General features: G+C 64.6%; 16 protein-coding genes and 1 riboswitch. Of the genes, 6 read left to right on the top strand and 10 right to left on the bottom strand.

Translation table 11 applies throughout. The annotated features are described in order from the left end of the window. Positions 1-87: 87 nt before the first annotated feature. On the bottom strand, positions 88-1,995 hold the full coding sequence (locus tag G566_RS0101915; RefSeq protein WP_022678990.1) for a TonB-dependent receptor plug domain-containing protein: 1,908 nt from the start codon (positions 1,993-1,995) through the stop codon (positions 88-90). Positions 1,996-2,141: 146 nt separating this feature from the next. Next, positions 2,142-2,345, bottom strand: a riboswitch (cobalamin riboswitch). 89 nt (positions 2,346-2,434) lie between these two features. Between G566_RS0101915 and rpmE the strand changes: the two genes are divergently transcribed. Then, a complete protein-coding gene (gene rpmE / locus G566_RS0101910; RefSeq protein ID WP_029131139.1) occupies positions 2,435-2,665 on the top strand; it encodes a 50S ribosomal protein L31 in 231 nt (76 codons plus the stop codon). A 57-nt stretch (positions 2,666-2,722) separates the two neighbouring features. Here rpmE and G566_RS0101905 read toward each other — a convergent pair whose 3' ends face one another. From G566_RS0101905 to G566_RS0101875, 7 genes are all read right to left on the bottom strand, one after another. Further along, positions 2,723-4,288, bottom strand: a complete 1,566-nt coding sequence (locus tag G566_RS0101905; RefSeq protein ID WP_022678988.1) for an AMP-binding protein — start codon at positions 4,286-4,288, stop codon at positions 2,723-2,725. 79 nt (positions 4,289-4,367) lie between these two features. Next, entirely contained in the window at positions 4,368-4,580 is a 213-nt protein-coding gene (locus G566_RS0101900; protein WP_022678987.1) for a DUF4170 domain-containing protein, read from the bottom strand. Between the two features lie 25 nt (positions 4,581-4,605). Further along, on the bottom strand, positions 4,606-5,187 hold the full coding sequence (locus G566_RS13205) for a gamma carbonic anhydrase family protein (protein WP_022678986.1): 582 nt from the start codon (positions 5,185-5,187) through the stop codon (positions 4,606-4,608). Positions 5,188-5,200: 13 nt separating this feature from the next. Further along, positions 5,201-5,836 (bottom strand): MlaC/ttg2D family ABC transporter substrate-binding protein, encoded by a 636-nt coding sequence (locus G566_RS0101890; protein ID WP_022678985.1) that lies wholly within the window; start codon positions 5,834-5,836, stop codon positions 5,201-5,203. A 37-nt stretch (positions 5,837-5,873) separates the two neighbouring features. Continuing rightward, a complete protein-coding gene (locus G566_RS0101885) occupies positions 5,874-6,371 on the bottom strand; it encodes a hypothetical protein (RefSeq protein ID WP_022678984.1) in 498 nt (165 codons plus the stop codon). Further along, positions 6,368-6,784 (bottom strand): phage holin family protein, encoded by a 417-nt coding sequence (locus G566_RS0101880; protein ID WP_022678983.1) that lies wholly within the window; start codon positions 6,782-6,784, stop codon positions 6,368-6,370. The genes G566_RS0101885 and G566_RS0101880 overlap by 4 nt, the downstream gene beginning before the upstream one ends. Further along, positions 6,784-7,197: a hypothetical protein gene (locus tag G566_RS0101875; RefSeq protein WP_022678982.1), complete on the bottom strand. Its 414-nt coding sequence runs from the start codon at positions 7,195-7,197 to the stop codon at positions 6,784-6,786. The genes G566_RS0101880 and G566_RS0101875 overlap by 1 nt, the downstream gene beginning before the upstream one ends. A 114-nt stretch (positions 7,198-7,311) precedes the next feature. Here G566_RS0101875 and eno point away from each other — a divergent pair, with 114 nt between their 5' ends. The 4 genes from eno to prfB all read left to right on the top strand — a co-directional run bounded on the left by eno (position 7,312) and on the right by prfB (position 13,547). Further along, the gene (gene eno, locus G566_RS0101870) at positions 7,312-8,586 is read left to right on the top strand and encodes a phosphopyruvate hydratase (protein ID WP_022678981.1); all 1,275 of its coding nucleotides are present in this window, start codon (positions 7,312-7,314) and stop codon (positions 8,584-8,586) included. A 38-nt stretch (positions 8,587-8,624) separates the two neighbouring features. Beyond that, positions 8,625-9,917, top strand: coding sequence for an N-acetylmuramoyl-L-alanine amidase (locus tag G566_RS13200; RefSeq protein ID WP_022678980.1), 1,293 nt, complete (start codon positions 8,625-8,627; stop codon positions 9,915-9,917). A gap of 37 nt (positions 9,918-9,954) precedes the next feature. Further along, entirely contained in the window at positions 9,955-12,351 is a 2,397-nt protein-coding gene (locus tag G566_RS0101860; RefSeq protein ID WP_022678979.1) for a penicillin-binding protein 1A, read from the top strand. A 67-nt stretch (positions 12,352-12,418) separates the two neighbouring features. After that, positions 12,419-13,547 (top strand): peptide chain release factor 2 gene (gene prfB / locus G566_RS0101855; RefSeq protein ID WP_156874392.1). Its coding sequence is split into 2 segments (ribosomal slippage): positions 12,419-12,487 and positions 12,489-13,547, totalling 1,128 coding nucleotides; the frame shifts between segments, so codons are not numbered across the junction. Here the strand turns inward: prfB and metC are convergent. Beyond that, a complete protein-coding gene (gene metC / locus G566_RS0101850) occupies positions 13,544-14,746 on the bottom strand; it encodes a cystathionine beta-lyase (RefSeq protein ID WP_051135898.1) in 1,203 nt (400 codons plus the stop codon). The genes prfB and metC overlap by 4 nt on opposite strands. Before the next feature lie 7 nt (positions 14,747-14,753). Continuing rightward, a complete protein-coding gene (gene sseA / locus G566_RS0101845; protein ID WP_022678976.1) occupies positions 14,754-15,593 on the bottom strand; it encodes a 3-mercaptopyruvate sulfurtransferase in 840 nt (279 codons plus the stop codon). Between the two features lie 124 nt (positions 15,594-15,717). Between sseA and queF the strand changes: the two genes are divergently transcribed. Next, entirely contained in the window at positions 15,718-16,164 is a 447-nt protein-coding gene (gene queF, locus G566_RS0101840; protein ID WP_207789904.1) for a preQ(1) synthase, read from the top strand. The last annotated feature ends 18 nt before the right edge of the window (positions 16,165-16,182 follow it).

Raw genomic sequence — 16,182 nt, 5'->3', positions numbered from 1 at the left:
CCCAAGCCGTGGCCAAAGGCACGCCCTGCTCAACGGTGGATGTTCGCCTGCGCCAGTATGATAGGGGAAGGGGGGCAGGCGCCTGCATCACAGCCGGAACCTGATGCCGCCGTGGGCCGTAAGGCCCGGCCCGCGATAGGCGAACACGTCAACCTGGCTGGCATCCAGCGCGTTTTCCACCCGTGCGGTCAGATCGATACGGGGGCTGATGTGCCACGCGCCGGCCAGCGTGAGCAACGTGTGGGCCGGCAAGGTGACGGGCACGAAGCGGGCGAAATCCGTGTCACCGCGTGCACCTGTGATGGCGGCGGCGGCAGACAGATCGAACGGCCGGCTGCTGTAGTTGAGCGCGATGCTGCCGCTGTGGCGCGGCCGTCGCACTTCGCGGACCAATGCGCTGCCGGCGACCTGCTGCTGGTTGGCATCAAGATAGGTGTAGCTGGTGTTGAGCGTGAGCCCCCTGGCCAGCGCCGCCCGGCCTGCCACTTCCACCCCGCGCCGCGTGCTGCGGCCGCTGGCATTTGCAACGCCGGCGATGAAGGTGGTGCTGTTGAAGGTGCCGATGATTTCGTTGGTGAGATTGGCATCGAAAAGGGTGAGATCGAAACTGTGGCCACCCGCCGCCCAGCCGATGCCGGCCTCGACGCTGCGGCTGCGTTCCGGGACCAGATTGGGGTTGCCCTGGAAGGAGCCTGGGAAGAAGCCGAACTGATCGAAGAAGGTGGGATCGGCGATGCCGGTGCCGAAAGCGGCATGCAGGCTAACGGCTCCGATCGCCGCCACCGCATCGAAACGCACCGTGGTGGCATCGGCGAAGCGGTCGTTCATGTCGTGGCGCACGGCGGCACCGGCCGAAAGACCATTGCTGCTGCTCAACCGATATTCGCCGACCAGGCTGGTCTGGCGGCGGCGCTGGCGTTGGTTGGAGTCCGCCTGGGCGTTGGCATCGCGGCTGGTGAAACGCTCGGTCTCCACGTCCAGGGCGGCGGTCAGATTGTGCGCGAGGCCGCCGGTCTTAAAACGGCCGGTGGATTGCAGGCGGAACAGGTCACGCTCGCCATCGCTGCGGTTTTCGAAGGCGCCGGCGCGGCGGTTGATGTTGTCGGCGCGCACTGCCATGAAACTGGCCCGCGTCGTCCAGTCGCCATTCAGCAGCGCCAGCGCCGCTTCGGCACGCACGGCACTCTGGCGGCTCTGCGTGGCCAACGGTTCGTCCACCGGCCCCCCGGCATCATAATCGAAACCATCGAAACGCGACGTCGAATCCTGATGCCGGCCGACCAGCAGCAGCGTCAATTGCGGGCTCGCCCGCCACTCGATGCGGCCATGGGCGGTGACATTGTCATAGCCGTCCTTGTCGCCGCCGCTGCGGGCGATATCGTAACCATCGGTGGACAGGCCGGAGAGTTGCCCGCTCACGGTCAGCGTTTCGCCGGCCCAGCCGCCGCCGATGCCGCCGCGCACCGTGCCCAGGCTGCCGCCCTGCAGTTCGCCATAAACTTCGGTGCCGCGCACTGGCGCACGGGTGGTGATGCTGATCACGCCGCCGATGGCCTGGCTGCCCCACAGCGCCGATTGCGGCCCGCGCAGCACTTCGATGCGCTCGACGCCGTGGCTCAACAGCGTGTCGATGCGAAACTCGCCCGATGAGGCGGGATCGTTCATCTCGATGCCATCGATGAAGCTGATGCTGTGATTGGCTTCGGCACCGCGGATGCGGATCTGGGTCTGTGCGCCAAGCGGCCCGGTCTGGGCGACGGCCACGCCGGGGATGAGTGTAAGATAATCCTTCACCAGCGGCAGGCTGAGTGCCTTGATCTGCGGCAGATCAATCTGGCTGATGCTGATGCCGGTCTCAGCAAGGCGGATGGTGCTGCGGCTGGCGGTAACAGTGAAGGGCGCGGCTGTTTCACGAATGAAGATGGGCTGATTGTTGGGTGGGGCCGGCGTTGCGGCAATGGCGGCCTGGCTGGCCAGCACGATGAGCGGAAGCATGGACACGGACTTTCGTTCGGCCCGGACAGACGCCGGGCACAGGTGAGCGACATGAAGTCACCTCGAACGAAAGGGCAGGCGCGCTGCTCCATCATCTCACGCACCGCTGGTCCCGGCAGGCATGGGGCGACCGCCAGCAGCCACGGGTGGCTACGGACGGAACGGCAGGTCTCCTGGCTTGCGGCTCATGGCGCTGGTGCTTCGCCTTCCCAGAAAACCGGTGGCCCGGTTGCCCAGTGGCATATGAAGCAACAGCTGGCCGCTTACAGTTGCGGGCACAGCGCCGGATTCACACCGGCTTCCCTATTCTCCCGCCGGCGAAGGCGGGCACCGTTCGGGAGCAGGGTTACGCCTGTTGCAATCGGGCGGTCAAGCCGCTATGCCGCGCGTTCAATTTTCCAGGGCCGGTCGGAACCGGTCCGCACCGAAGGAAACGATCATGAAGTCCGGCATCCATCCCGCCTACCACAGCATCACCGTCAAGATGACCGATGGCACCACCTACCAGACCCGCACGACCTGGGGGAAGGAAGGGGATACGATGAACCTGGAAATCGATCCGACCAGCCACCCGGCGTGGACCGGCGGCAGCGGCCGCATGCTCGATGCCGGCGGCCAGGTGGCGCGCTTCAACAAGCGTTTCGCCAGCTTTGGTCTGGGCAAGAAATAAGTCAGCCGATCAAGCTGATGTGAAAAGGGCGGTCCGCAGGGGCCGCCCTTTTTCGTTTCAGCCTGTTACCATCGCCTTGGCCGCGGCATAATCCGCCTTGCCGTTGGGCGCGCGGGGCACCTTTTTGACAATGTGCACCGTCTTGGGCGTCTTGTAGCCGGCCAGGTGCTGGCGCACGTGGGCGCGCAGTTCTTCCACGTCCACCGGGGCATGAGCTTCCACCACGGCGGTCACGCACTGGCCCCATTTTTCATCGGGCAGGCCGAACACCAGCGCATCATCGATGGCGGCGTGGGTTTTCAGCGTTTCTTCCACTTCTTCGGGGAACACCTTCTCGCCGCCGGTGTTGATGCACTGGCTGCCGCGACCCAAGAGGGTGAAGCTGCCGTCTTCCTCGATAATGGCGAAATCGCCGGGGATGGAATAGCGCTTGCCGTCGATTTCCGGGAAGGTCGCGGCGCTCTTCACCGGGTCCTTCCAATACCCACGCGGGATCAGGCCCCCGCGCGCGATGCGGCCCATGGTGCCGGACGGCACCGGCTTCATGTCATCACCGATGATCAGCGTGTTGCCATCGGCCATGAACTTGGTCGGTGCACCGGCATTGTCCTTGGTCTGGGCGGCGGCGCCGAGGCCGAGGCCTTCGGAAGAGCCGAGGGAATCCACGATCATCAGGTTCGGCGCATGGCCGAGCAGACCGGCCTTCACTTCGGGCGACCACATGGTGCCGGATGAGATCATGATCTCCACCGTTGCGATGCTGCCGATGCCGGCGTCCAGCGCTTTCAGGATCGGACGGGCAAAGGCATCGCCGACGATCACCACATAATCGCAGCCCTCGCATGCGCAGGTGGTGGTGGCATCGCCTGGATCGAAATTGGCGCCGGGCAGGGTGACCAGCGTGCCGCCCCGGCACAACGTCCCCAGCGCGACGATCAGCCCGGTGCCGTGCATCAGCGGCGGCAGGATGAGGGCCTTGCGGCGGCCAACCCCAGCCTTCAGATCGGCCGTGAGCGCCGCCACATCATGGATCTGAGCTGGCTCCACGCCGGGGTTCATCAGACCCCACAGCGCTGCCTGATCCCACATCACGCCCTTTGGCAGGCCCGTGGTGCCGCCGGTGTAGATGAACAGCACGTCGGTGGGTTGATGATCCTGCGGCGGCAGGCTGTGGCCGGCGCTCGCTGTGGCCTCGAAATCCTGCGCAAAGGCCTGCGTGTCGCCACCCAGCTGTATCCAGACCTTGGTCGGCAGCCGGCTCCGGATCGAATCCACCAGCGGCGCGAATTCGGCATCATAGACGCAGACGGCGGCATCGCTGTTGTCGAGGATGTACCACAGCTCTTCGCCGGTGTAGCGATAGTTGACGTTCACATGCACCAGCCGCGCCCGCAGGCAGGCGATCATGGCTTCGGCATATTCGGCGCTGTTGCGCATGAGGAGTGCACAGCGATCGCCGGCAACGGCACCACCTGCCAGCATTGCGGCGGCTAAGCTGGCGCTGCGCTGGGCCACTTCGCCCCAACTGCGCCGCGTGTCGCCATGCACCAGCGCCGGCTGTGCCGGATCCAGCGTGGTCACTACGGTTTCGAGAATGGCACCAAAGCTCAGCTCTTGCGGCATGTCTAATACTCCCCACCGTCCAGTCTAGGGCAGCAGGAGATATGCGACAGCCTCCCTTATGGAAGGGGAGTGAAGCGGCTCAGCTGTCGGGCTGCAGCAACCTGTGCAGGTGGACAACGACATATTTCATCGTCGCATCGTCCACCGTGCGTTGGGCGGCAGAGCGCCAGGCGGTCTCCGCGCTCTTGAAATCGGGAAAGACGCCGACAACGTCGAGATTGGCCGGATCGATGAAATCGACGCCCTGCGGATCGGCCACGCGGCCACCAAAAACCAGATGCAATTTGCTCATGTGCGGCGTCTAACCGCAGACTCAGCTACGCGCCAGTGGCGGCTTGTGCATACTTGCCCTGCAAGCGCTGCATGGTGGCGGCAAACCAGGCCTCGAAATCCGGCCCGGCCCAGGCACGGTGATTGCCGACGCGGTAGCATTCGGCATTGCGCATGTAGAATTCGGCGTTGATGCGGTTGGGCAGGCTGTTGTTGCGGGTGGCGATCACCTTGGCTGGGCTGCCGACAATGATGCTGTTTTCCGGCGCCTCGAACCGATCCTTCAGATAGGCATGCTGGCCCACGATGGAGCCACTGCCCACCTGCGCGCCGTTATAGACCGTGGCGTTGATGCCGATCAGGCAATGATCGCCCACCTGGCAACCGTGCAGCGTCACATGGTGGGTCACGCTGGTGTAGGCGCCCACCACCACCGGCTTGCCCGGATCGGTGTGGATCATCACGAAATCCTGGATATTGGCGCCTTCGTGGATTTCGACATGGGCGGTTTCGGCGCGGATCACCGCGTTGCACCAGATGCTGGCGTGCGGTCCGATGGAGACATGGCCATAGATCTGGGCCGATGGGTGCACGAAGGCGGTGGGATGAATGTCGATCCGGCTGGTCATGTCACCCCGCTTGCTATTTCGCGTTCACCGCCAGGCTCTTGGCATTGGCGCTCTTCATGAATGTCACCAGTGCATCAAAACCGTTCTTGCTGATGTAGCTGGCAAAGTCCGCTTCCTGGGTGAGCGACAGGTTCACACCGGCCACCACCAGATTGTTGACCATGAGCCTGCTGCCCTCCGATTTCACCTGCCAGATTGTATCAATGGGCTGGGCGCCGGGGCGGGTGACGCGGGTATAGACCTCGGTGAACGGCCCGCGGCCCAGCGTGCGCTGCACCTGAACCTTTGCATCGGCATAGTCATAAAGCCGATCCGCATAGGCATTCAGCACGAATTCCGGGAAGGCGGCGCGATAGGCGTCCAGCTGGGCCGGCGAAAGCGTCGCCTTCTGGCGGCGGATCAGGCGCATGCCAATATCATCCAGCGCGACATTCTTCGTCAGGATGGCGCGGAACTTCGCCCGCGCGGCGGCCTTGCTCAGTGATTTGTCGCGCAGCACGCCAAAGCCTTCGCCGATCATGCCGTCGATGAACGGGCGCGCGGCCGGATCACCGGGATTGGCAGCGGTGGCCGTGCCGACCTGGGCGGCGGCAGGAAAGGCGGGCAGGGCAGCGGCAAGCGCGGCCGTGATCAGGATCAATTGTTTCATGGCTGGGAGCTGTGGCCGGAGTCGCCTGAACCCAGCATCAACGGCTCGTCAGCCGCCGGGCCAATGCACCCAGGCTGCGCTTTTCGGCCGTGCTGGTCGGGAACAGCAGCGCCAGCGCCACGCCGGCGGCAATGCCGGCGAGAATCGCGATCACCGGATTGTCCTGCACCAGCGCGCGGGCTTCTTCGCCCACATCGCCGTCCGTGGCGGCCGCCGTCAGCGCGCTGTCTTCATAATCGCTATAATCGTCCAGATCATGGCCCAGATCGATCTCGGCCTTGGAAATGCGGTTCCCGGCATAAAGCGCCAGGCCGATGGCGGCGACAGTCGCGCCGGTGGCCACCGGGTGCGCCTTGACCACATTGCCGGCATCACGGGCCAGATCGGTGCCGCGCGTCCTGACCACGGTCAATGCCTCATCAACCAGCCGGCGTGGGGTGAGACGATCGGCCAGGCCATTGACCTCATCAACCAGCGATGCGCCAGCATCATCGGCCGCGCGGGCCAGGTCCTCGATGGTGGCGGTCTCGGTCATGGGCGGGGCTCCTTGGGCTCTGGCGCCTTGCGGTTGGTCTTGGCGGTGAAGCGATCAATCTGCAGCTGCAATGTGGCCATGGAACGGCGTGGCGCAAGATCAATTGCCGACAAGCGCGACAGGCCGTGCCTGGCCAGCGCCCACGCCGCCACCGCGCTCACCAGCGCCACGATTACGCAGGCCGCCACCGGGCCAACCACCTGCGCCAGCGCCAGCACGCCAGCCACCAGCGCCAGGGTAAGCGCGGTGAACAACAGGCCCGTCGCCGCCAGCAGCATCAGCAGCGGCGCCCGCAAGGCCCCGGCATTGGCGCGCAGTTCCGCCGTCGTCAGCCGCGACAGATTCTGCATTAGCAGCAGGAAGCCGCCAACGAGTTGCCGCGCCTGGGCCGCAAGGCCGGTGCCAATGCCCATCAATCGCGCGCCGCCTTCAGCATGCGGCCAGCCAGAAAGCCCACCGCAACGGCAATGCCGACCGCCGCTGCCGGCTGGGCCCGCACCAGCGCACGGCCGTCCTCCACCAGTTCTTCCACCGATTTTTCGGCCAGGGCATCGGCAATGGCATCGATATTACCCGTCGCTTCACCCACCAGCTTCGAAATAGGCGCGGCACCGTCCGGCAGATTATCCACCAGCAAATCAGCCAGGGATTTCAGCCCGCGCACCTGCCCCACCAAGCTGTCACGTGCATCTTCCACAAAGGAGATCAGCCGATCGCGCGCAAAATCCAGCAGGCCGTCAAACCCGCTGCTGCGTGGCGCAGCGACGCCAATGTTGCTGTCGTCATCATTCCAGTCGCTGGCATCGATCGGGAGTTGATCAGTCATCGGGCCATCCACATCAGGTCATGCTTGCCCGCACGGGCTCACCTCTCTATCTGGCGTGGCGGACGCCGCTGCGCAAGCATGCAGGTTCACCTATGGCAAAGGGAACGCCCGACCATGACCGCGATTATCGACATTCACGCCCGCGAAATCCTCGACAGCCGCGGCAATCCGACCGTGGAAGTGGACGTGGTGTTGGAAGATGGCAGCACCGGCCGCGCGGCCGTGCCGTCGGGCGCGTCGACGGGCGCCCATGAAGCAGTGGAGCTGCGCGATGGCGACAAGAGCCGTTACTTGGGCAAGGGCGTACTCAAGGCCGTCGCGGCCGTGAATGGCGAGATTTACGACGCGCTGGCCGGCATGGAAGCCGAAGAACAGGGCGCGGTTGATGCGGCCATGATCGAACTGGACGGCACCGCCAACAAAGGCCGGCTCGGCGCCAACGCCATTTTGGGCGTTTCCCTGGCTGTCGCCAAGGCGGCCGCTGATTCGCGCGGCCTGCCGCTGCACCGCTATGTTGGCGGCGTTTCGGCGCGGCTGCTGCCGGTGCCGATGATGAACATCATCAACGGCGGCGCCCATGCCGATAACCCGATCGACGTGCAGGAATTCATGGTGATGCCGGTGGGTGCCAGCAGCATTGCCGAAGCCGTGCGCTGGGGTGCCGAAATCTTCCACACGCTGAAGAGCGAACTCAAGGCGCAGGGCCACAACACGGCTGTGGGCGATGAAGGCGGCTTTGCGCCCAACCTGAACGGCACCCGCGCCGCGCTCGATTTCGTCATGGCCGCCGTTGAAAAGGCCGGCTTCAAGCCCGGCGACAATGTGATGCTGGCACTCGATGCCGCCGCCACCGAATTCTTCAAGGATGGTGCCTATCACCTGCACGGCGAAGGCCTGACGCTGACGCCGGCGCAGATGAGCGATTACTGGGCCAGCCTGTGCGCCGATTATCCGATCCTCTCGATCGAGGACGGGATGAGCGAAGACGATATGGACGGCTGGAAGATCCTCACCGATCAGCTTGGCGGCAGTGTGCAGCTGGTGGGCGACGATCTGTTCGTCACCAATCCGGCCCGGCTTGGGCAGGGCATCAACGATGGCCTCGCCAATGCGCTGCTGGTCAAGGTCAACCAGATCGGCACACTCACGGAAACGCTGGCGGCCGTCGATCTGGCCCATCGCAACCGCTATCGCAGCGTGATGTCGCACCGTTCGGGTGAAACTGAAGATGCCACCATCGCCGATCTGGCGGTCGCCTGTGGCTGCGGCCAGATCAAGACCGGCAGCCTCGCCCGTTCCGACCGGTTGGCGAAGTACAACCAGTTGATCCGCATCGAGGAAGAACTGGGTTCGGACGCCGTTTACGCCGGACGGTCGGTGCTGCGCTGAGGTTGCTCCGCCGCCGGGGTCGCCGTATCCAAGGCCCCGTGCGTCGCCTCTTGTTGATCCTGTGCCTGTTGTGGGCCGCTCCGCTGTGGGCGGCGCGTATCATTGCGCTGGAAAGCCAGCCGGGCCGGGTGATCATCACCGCCGATGGGCCATTGCCGGCGGCGCAGGCCTTTGCACTGAGCGATCCGTTCCGGCTGGTGGTCGATTTTGTTGGCGTCGTCCAACCCGGCCTCTCGGCGCCGGGCAGCAACAGCGTTTCTGCTTTGCGCGCTGCCATGTTTGCGCCGGGTACCGCGCGGCTGGTGATCGATCTGAAAGCGCCGGTGATCATTCGGGAGGCGCGGGCACAGGGCAACCAGGTCACGCTGGTGCTGGAACGCGCCCCTCCTGACGTGTTTGTGGCGGCTGTGGCGCGCGGGCGCCGGCCCTTGCCGTTGCTGCGCAGTGACGGCCCGCCGCCGCCGCCCACGCCGGCCACGGGCAGTTTCAGCCTGCCGACCGATTTCGGCCGATCGCGCGCCGAACCCGCAAAGACGGCAGAGGCGGCGGCCGAGAAACCGTCAGCGCCAGCCGAATTGCCCGTCGCTGCGCCGCCCATGCCGCCCGCCGAACCACCCGCCATTCGCAGCGGCGTCAAATCCCGATCAGGCGGCAAGCCGCTTGTGGTGATCGATGCTGGCCACGGCGGCAAGGATGTCGGCGCCATCGCAGTGACGGGTGGTTATGAGAAGGACATCACACTGGCCATTGCCCGCGAGGCCGCCCGCATCCTGCGGGAAGGCGGCCGGGTGCGGGTGAAGCTGACCCGCGATGAAGACCGGTTCATCCCCTTGGGCGGCCGTGTCCGCATCGCCCGTGACGCCCGCGCCGATCTGTTCATCTCTATCCATGCCGACAGCGCACCCAACGATCAGGCACGCGGCGCTTCAGTTTATACCCTGTCTGCCGTGGCCAGCGATGCCATCGCCGAGCGCCTCGCGGCCCGCGAAAACAAGGCGGATATCATCGGCGGGGTCAATCTGGGTGTGGAGGCGCCGGAAGTGGGGGAGATCATGGTCGATCTCGCCCGGCGCGCCACCAACAATGTCTCCGTGCAGTTCGCCGACACACTGCAGGACGGGCTTGAGGAACAGGAGGTGGGCTTTCGTGGTGAATTCCACCATTTCGCCGCTTTCGCCGTCTTGAAGGCGCCCGACGTGCCGTCGGTGCTGCTCGAAACCGGCTATGTCACCAACAAGTCCGATGCCGAGCGGCTGTTCTCCAGCGATGGCCGCCGCCGCATGGCCCGCGGCATCGCCCGCGCCATCGAACGCCACCTGACCGGGAAGTGACTTCCCAGCATCGCCGCCCGCCGCTATCCCTCCAGCTGTGACCCGCAATCGTCTTCTGTTGCTGATTGGCTTGCCGCTGCTGCTGGCCGGCTTCTTCTATTGGCAGGCGACCAAAGGCCTGCCCAGTGAAGCCGAACTGGCCAGCTTCACCCCGGCGCTGCCCTCCACCGTGCGCGATGTGAACGGTGTCATTGTCACCAGCTACACCCGCGAGCGCCGCATCTTCGTGCCCTATGCCGAATTGCCGCCGCGCCTGGTGCAGGCCTATATCGCCGCTGAAGACAAAACCTTCTTTGAACATGGCGGCATTGATTGGCTGGGCATTGTCTCGGCCGTCTTCACCAACATCGAATCGCTGTTTTCCGATGCGCGCCCGGTTGGCGCCTCCACCATCACGCAGCAGGTGGCCAAGAGCCTGGTCGGCAACGAAGTCAGCTTATGGCGCAAGATCAGGGAAGCGATCCTGGCTCGCCGGCTGGAAGCCGCGCTGTCGAAGCAGCAAATCCTTGAAATCTACCTTAACCAGATCTTCCTTGGCCGCAACGCCTATGGCGTGGAAGCTGCTGCCCAGGCCTATTTCGGCAAATCGGTCGATGGGCTCGATCTGGCGCAGATGGCGTTCATGGCCATATTGCCCAAGGCGCCTTCCACTTATGATCCCATTCGTCGCCGTGAACGCGCGCTGGGCCGGCGCGATTATGTGCTGCGCCAGATGGCGGCCAATGATTTCATCACCGAAGCCGAACGCGCTGCGGCGGCCGCCAGGCCGCTTGAGGCCATTCCCAATCGCGCGCTGCCGCGCCCGCGCGACGATTATTTCATCGAGGATGTGCGCCGCACCCTGATCGCGCAATTTGGCGAGGCACAGGAAAACGGAACCAACAGTGTCTATGGCGGCGGGCTCTGGATTCGCACCTCGCTCGATCCGCTGATGCAGGCCGCTGCCGAACAGGCGATGCGCGATGGCATGACCCGTTATGAAGCCGGCCGCCCATGGCGGGGGCCAGTGGCGCGTATCGAGATGGGAGATGGCTGGCCGGGGCGCTTGTCTGGCACGCCGGTGGCGTTGGGCTATCGCCAATGGGCCAAGGCGGTGGTGCTGGCCAAGCAGGGCAATGACAGCGTGATCGGCTTCACCGATGGCAGCAGTGGCACGCTGCCGGGCCGCAACGCCGCGCGTCCGTATCGCGGTTCCAACCGGTCGGCCGCGCAGGTGCTGCGCCCCGGCGATGTGATCGCCGTTGCCCGTACGCCCGCTGGTTGGGTGCTGCGGCAGCCGCCGGAGATTTCGGGCGGCTTCGTGGCCGAGGAGGTGGCGACGGGCCGCGTGCGGGCCATGGTGGGCGGCTTCGATGCCCGCGCCCAGGCCTTCAACCGCGCCACCCAGGCTAATCGCCAGCCCGGATCGACGTTCAAACCGATTGTCTATGCCACTGCGATGGACAATGGCTTCACCCCAGCCAGCATCGTGGTGGATGGTTCATACTGCGTGTTCCAGACGAAACTGCTGGGTACGAAATGCTTCAAGAATTTCAATAATATGCGCAGCGCTGGCCCGCAGACCCTGCGCTGGGGCCTGGAACAATCGCGCAACCTGATGACGGTGCGCATTGCCGATGCGACCGGCATGGATCGCATCACTGCCCAGGCCAAGGCGCTGGGCGTCGGTGATTATCAGCCGGTGCTGTCGATCGCGCTGGGGGCGGGTGAAACCACGGTGATGAAGCTCACCAACGCCTATGCCCAGATCTTCAACCAGGGCCGCAAGCTGGAGCCGGGCCTGATCGATTATGTGCAGGACCGCTCGGGCAAGGTGATCTGGCGGCGCGACAACCGCGGCTGCCCCGGCTGCAACGCGCCTGATTGGAACGGCGGGCCGATGCCGCGCCCGCAGGGCCGCATCGAACAGGTGATGGATGCGCGCACCGCTTTTCAGATCCTGCACGTGATGGAGGGTGTCATCCAGCGCGGCACCGGCACCGCGCTGCTGCCGCTGAACCGGCCGCTCGCCGGAAAGACCGGCACCACCAACGGCCCCAATGATGTGTGGTTCGTCGGCGGCACGCAGGATGTCGTGGCCGGCCTCTATCTTGGCTATGATCAGCCGCGCAGTTTGGGTGGTTATGCTCAGGGCGGCACCACGGCGGCGCCGATCTGGCGGCAATGGGGGCAGGTGGCGCTGAAGGATTGGCCAACTCTGCCGTTTGCCATTCCGCCCGGCGTACGCATGGTCCGCATTGATCGACGTTCAGGCAAGCGCGTGTTTGGCGTGTGGCCCGATCCCGGGTACCGCCCTGTGGTGATCTGGGAGGCCTTCAAGCCCGACAGCGAACCGCGCCGCATCAACCGCGCCGCCGATCTGTTCGACAGGCGGAGCGCCGGCCCGATCCGTTCGGATGCCGAATTCCTGGAATCCGAAGGCGGTATCTACTGACACGCCATCTTGCGCAGGCGCGCTTGTGCCTCTATCCCGCCGCTTCGTTGTTTCACTGGAACATGTGATGCGAGCCGAAGCCGAAAACGCTACCCTCCAGATCAAGCAGGCGCTGGACCTGCTGAGGAGGTCTCTTTGACTGGGATCGCGCCCTTCGCCGTCTCGATGAACTGAACGCGCGGGTTGAAGACCCGAAGCTGTGGGACAATCCCAAGGCCGCCCAGGCGCTGATGACCGAGCGTCGTCGGCTGGACGAATCCATCACCGCCACCCGTACGATCGAGCGTGACCTGGCCGATACGCGCGAGTTGATCGAGCTCGCCGAAATGGAAGGGGACGAGGCGCTGGCCGATGATGGCGTTGCGGCTCTGCAGGCGCTGGCCGCGAAGGCGGAGATGGACAAGGTGGCCGCCTTGCTGTCGGGCGAAGCCGACAACAACGACACTTATATCGAAATCAACAGCGGCGCTGGTGGCACCGAAAGCCAGGATTGGGCCTCGATGTTGCTGCGCATGTATCAGCGCTGGGCCGAAAAACACGGCTACAAGGTTGAGTTGATGGACTTCAACTCGGGTGAAACCGCCGGCATCAAGAACGCCACCCTTCTGGTGAAGGGCGCCCAGGCCTATGGCTGGGCCAAGACCGAGAGCGGGGTCCACCGTTTGGTGCGCATCAGCCCATACGACAGCGCGGCGCGGCGGCACACCAGCTTTGCCAGCGTGTGGGTCTATCCGCAGGTGGACGATGAAATCGACATCGACATCAAGGAATCCGATCTCAAGATCGATACCTATCGCGCCTCTGGCGCCGGCGGCCAGCACGTGAACACCACCGATTCCGCCGTGCGCATCACGCACGTGCCCACCGGCGTGATCGTCGCCTGCCAGAATGAGCGAAGCCAGCATAAGAACCGCGCCACCGCGATGAAGATGCTGAAGGCGCGCCTGTATGAACGTGAACTCGCCATCCGCGAGGCCGAAATCGCCAAGACCGAAGCCGGCAAGTCCGATATCGGCTGGGGCCACCAGATCCGTTCCTATGTGCTGCAGCCCTACCAGCTGGTGAAGGACCTGCGCACCGGCGTCACCTCCACCAGCCCCAGTGACGTGCTGGATGGCGACGTTGATCCGTTCATGGCGGCGGCGCTGTCACAGCGGGTGACCGGTGAAGCGGTCGACGTGGAGGATGTGGACTAAAACTGCGCCTGATACCGTGCCAATCCGGCATCGAGATCAGCGATCAGATCGTCCGCGTCTTCCAACCCGATCGACAGCCGAACGATCGGGCCGGGCAGGGGTGTTTGCGTGGCGGTGCGGATGCGGTCCAGCTCGACCGGCAGCGCCAGCGATTCATAGCCGCCCCAGGAAAAACCGATCCCGAAATGCTGGAGGCCGTCGATCAGCGCCGCAGTGTGCGGCCGGCTGCCCTGTTTGAGCACCATGGCAAACAACCCGGTTGAACCACTGAAATCACGACAGAATAGCGCGTGATCAGGGTGCGAGGGCAAGGCCGGATGCCACACGCGCTCCACGGCCGGGTGGGTCTCCAGCCAACGCGCGATCTTCAAGGCCGATTGCTCGTGCCGATCCAGCCGTAATTCCAGCGTGCGCAGACCACGCAGCACCAGCGCACAATCATCGGCGGAAACGAAATGGCCGAGCCGGTACGCCGCCGCCTTCAGGCCGGGCCACAGCGCCGGCGTTGCGGTGGCGCTGCCCATCATCGCGTCGCTGTGGCCGGCAACATATTTGGTGAGCGCCTGAATGCTGATGTCCACACCAAGCGCCAGCGGTTGCAGCCGCAGCGGGGTTGCCCAGGTGTTGTCGATCAGCGTGGTGATGCCGTGGGCCCGGGCAACTGCTGTAATCGCCGGCACGTCCTGGATTTCGAACGACAGGGAGCCAGGTGATTCCAGCAGGATGGCCTTGGTCTGTTCAGATATCACATCAGCGATTTCGCCGCCGCAGCGCGGATCAAAATAGCGGGTGGTGATGCCCAGCGGCCCCAGCAGATGATCAGCAAATGTCCGGCTCGGCTCATAGGCGCTGTCGGTGATCAGCAGCTCGTCACCGGCCTTCAGGCAGCTCAGCAGACTGGTGGTGATCGCCGCCACGCCCGACGGGAACAGCTTGGTGCCCGCTGCGCCCGGCTCCAGCTGGGTGAGCGCATCTTCCAGTGCCCAATGGGTCTGGGTGCCACGCCGGCCGTAATAGAGCCCGGCATCAGGGTCTTTCAGCGCCCGATCGAGATCGGCGAGATTTTCGAACAGGATGGTGGACGCCCGCGCGACCGGCGGATTGACCATGTCTACCGCATGGTCGCGGCCGGCCTGGGCGAGACGAGTCCCCAGTCCAAGTTCCGAAAGATCAGGCCGCGGCGGACGCCTCGCAGTCATCGGGCTGTCACGCGCCCGTTACCACCGGGTTATGCGGATTGGCGCCCCATTCGCTCCAGCTACCATCGTAAACGGCAACAGTGGGCTTGCCCACCAGTGCCGCGCCAAAGGCCACGACCGGCGCGGTGATGCCGGAACCACAGGTGGCCACCAGCGGCTTGCTCAGATCGATTTCGGCCGCATCAAACAGCGCCTTGATGTCGGCCGGGGCCTTGTAGGTGCCATCTTCGTTGAACAGCGCCGAATAGGGGATGTTCTTCGAACCGGGAATGTGGCCGGGTCGCACGCCGGGGCGCGGATCCGGTTCGGCACCGGTAAAGCGGCCGGCACCACGCGCATCGACCACTTGTTCGGCCTTGCTGCGCAGATTGTCGGTCATCTGGGCCATGTCGCGCACCAGCGCCTTGTCGGCCCACACGGTGAAATGGCGGTGGCGCACGATCGGTTTGCCGCTTTCCACCGGGCGGCCTTCAGCCTGCCACTTGGGAAAGCCGCCGTCCAATATGGCCACTTCATGCGCGCCGAACAGGCCAAGCATCCACCAGAGCCGTGCCGATGATTTCAGCGGGCTGTTGTCGTACACCACGATCCGGCTGCCATCGCCCAGCCCAAGCGCCTGACAACGCGAAGCGAATTTCTCCGCCGGCGGCAGCATGGTGGGCAGTGGGTTCGCGGTGTCCGACACTTCCTCGATGTCGAAGAACACCGCGCCGGGAATATGGGCTGCTTCGAATTCGGCGCGGGCGTTGCGGCCATGGGCGGGCAGGAACAACGTGGCGTCAATGATACGCAGATCGGATTTGCCCATCTCTGCGGCAAGCCAGTCAGTGGACACCAGAAGGTTCATGCGGCACTCCCTACGCGTCATCAACTTGGGCGTTATGGGGCGTGACATAATTGCGCAGGCAGCGCATGTCACCCCCATAGTCATCCATGATACGCGCTTTGTTACAGCATGGAGAGATTAAGTGGTGGACGTGTTGCATTTGGGCCAGAGCAGCGCCTTGCCGGCCAGTCCGGAAGCGGCGGTGCTGGATTATCCGCCCAACCCGCGGCCGGGTGCGATTTTCCTGGTGCGCTTTACCTGCCCGGAATTCACCTCGCTTTGCCCGGTGACCGGACAGCCGGATTTTGCCCATATCGTCATCGACTATGTGCCGGATGAAACGATTGTTGAATCAAAGGCCTTGAAGCTTTTCCTCGGCGCGTTCCGCAACCACGCCGGCTTCCATGAGGATGTCACCGTGGGCATTGGCCAGCGCCTTGTGGCCGAGATGAAGCCGAAATGGCTGCGCATCGGGGGCTATTGGTATCCGCGCGGCGGCATCCCGATCGACGTTTTCTGGCAATCCGGCCCGGTGCCGGACGGCCTGTGGCTGCCCGATCAGGGCGTGCCCACCTATCGTGGCCGCGGCTGAAATTTCTGAGGGGGAAAG

This window comes from Sandarakinorhabdus limnophila DSM 17366, assembly GCF_000420765.1.
GTDB classification, from domain to species: domain Bacteria; phylum Pseudomonadota; class Alphaproteobacteria; order Sphingomonadales; family Sphingomonadaceae; genus Sandarakinorhabdus; species Sandarakinorhabdus limnophila.
This window is presented reverse-complemented; position numbering and strand designations above follow the sequence as displayed.

Excerpts from the sequence above, each read along its gene's own strand:
- G566_RS0101900 (WP_022678987.1), bottom strand. The coding sequence starts at position 4,580 with ATGAGCAAATTGCATCTGGTTTTTGGTGGCCGCGTGGCCGATCCGCAG.
- sseA (WP_022678976.1), bottom strand. The coding sequence starts at position 15,593 with ATGAACCTTCTGGTGTCCACTGACTGGCTTGCCGCAGAGATGGGCAAA.
- G566_RS0101885 (WP_022678984.1), bottom strand. The coding sequence starts at position 6,371 with ATGACCGAGACCGCCACCATCGAGGACCTGGCCCGCGCGGCCGATGAT.
- G566_RS0101880 (WP_022678983.1), bottom strand. The coding sequence starts at position 6,784 with ATGGGCATTGGCACCGGCCTTGCGGCCCAGGCGCGGCAACTCGTTGGC.
- rpmE (WP_029131139.1), top strand. The coding sequence starts at position 2,435 with ATGAAGTCCGGCATCCATCCCGCCTACCACAGCATCACCGTCAAGATG.
- eno (WP_022678981.1), top strand. The coding sequence starts at position 7,312 with ATGACCGCGATTATCGACATTCACGCCCGCGAAATCCTCGACAGCCGC.
- G566_RS0101890 (WP_022678985.1), bottom strand. The coding sequence starts at position 5,836 with ATGAAACAATTGATCCTGATCACGGCCGCGCTTGCCGCTGCCCTGCCC.
- G566_RS0101915 (WP_022678990.1), bottom strand. The coding sequence starts at position 1,995 with ATGCTTCCGCTCATCGTGCTGGCCAGCCAGGCCGCCATTGCCGCAACG.
- G566_RS0101905 (WP_022678988.1), bottom strand. The coding sequence starts at position 4,288 with ATGCCGCAAGAGCTGAGCTTTGGTGCCATTCTCGAAACCGTAGTGACC.
- G566_RS13205 (WP_022678986.1), bottom strand. The coding sequence starts at position 5,187 with ATGACCAGCCGGATCGACATTCATCCCACCGCCTTCGTGCACCCATCG.
- G566_RS0101875 (WP_022678982.1), bottom strand. The coding sequence starts at position 7,197 with ATGACTGATCAACTCCCGATCGATGCCAGCGACTGGAATGATGACGAC.
- metC (WP_051135898.1), bottom strand. The coding sequence starts at position 14,746 with ATGACTGCGAGGCGTCCGCCGCGGCCTGATCTTTCGGAACTTGGACTG.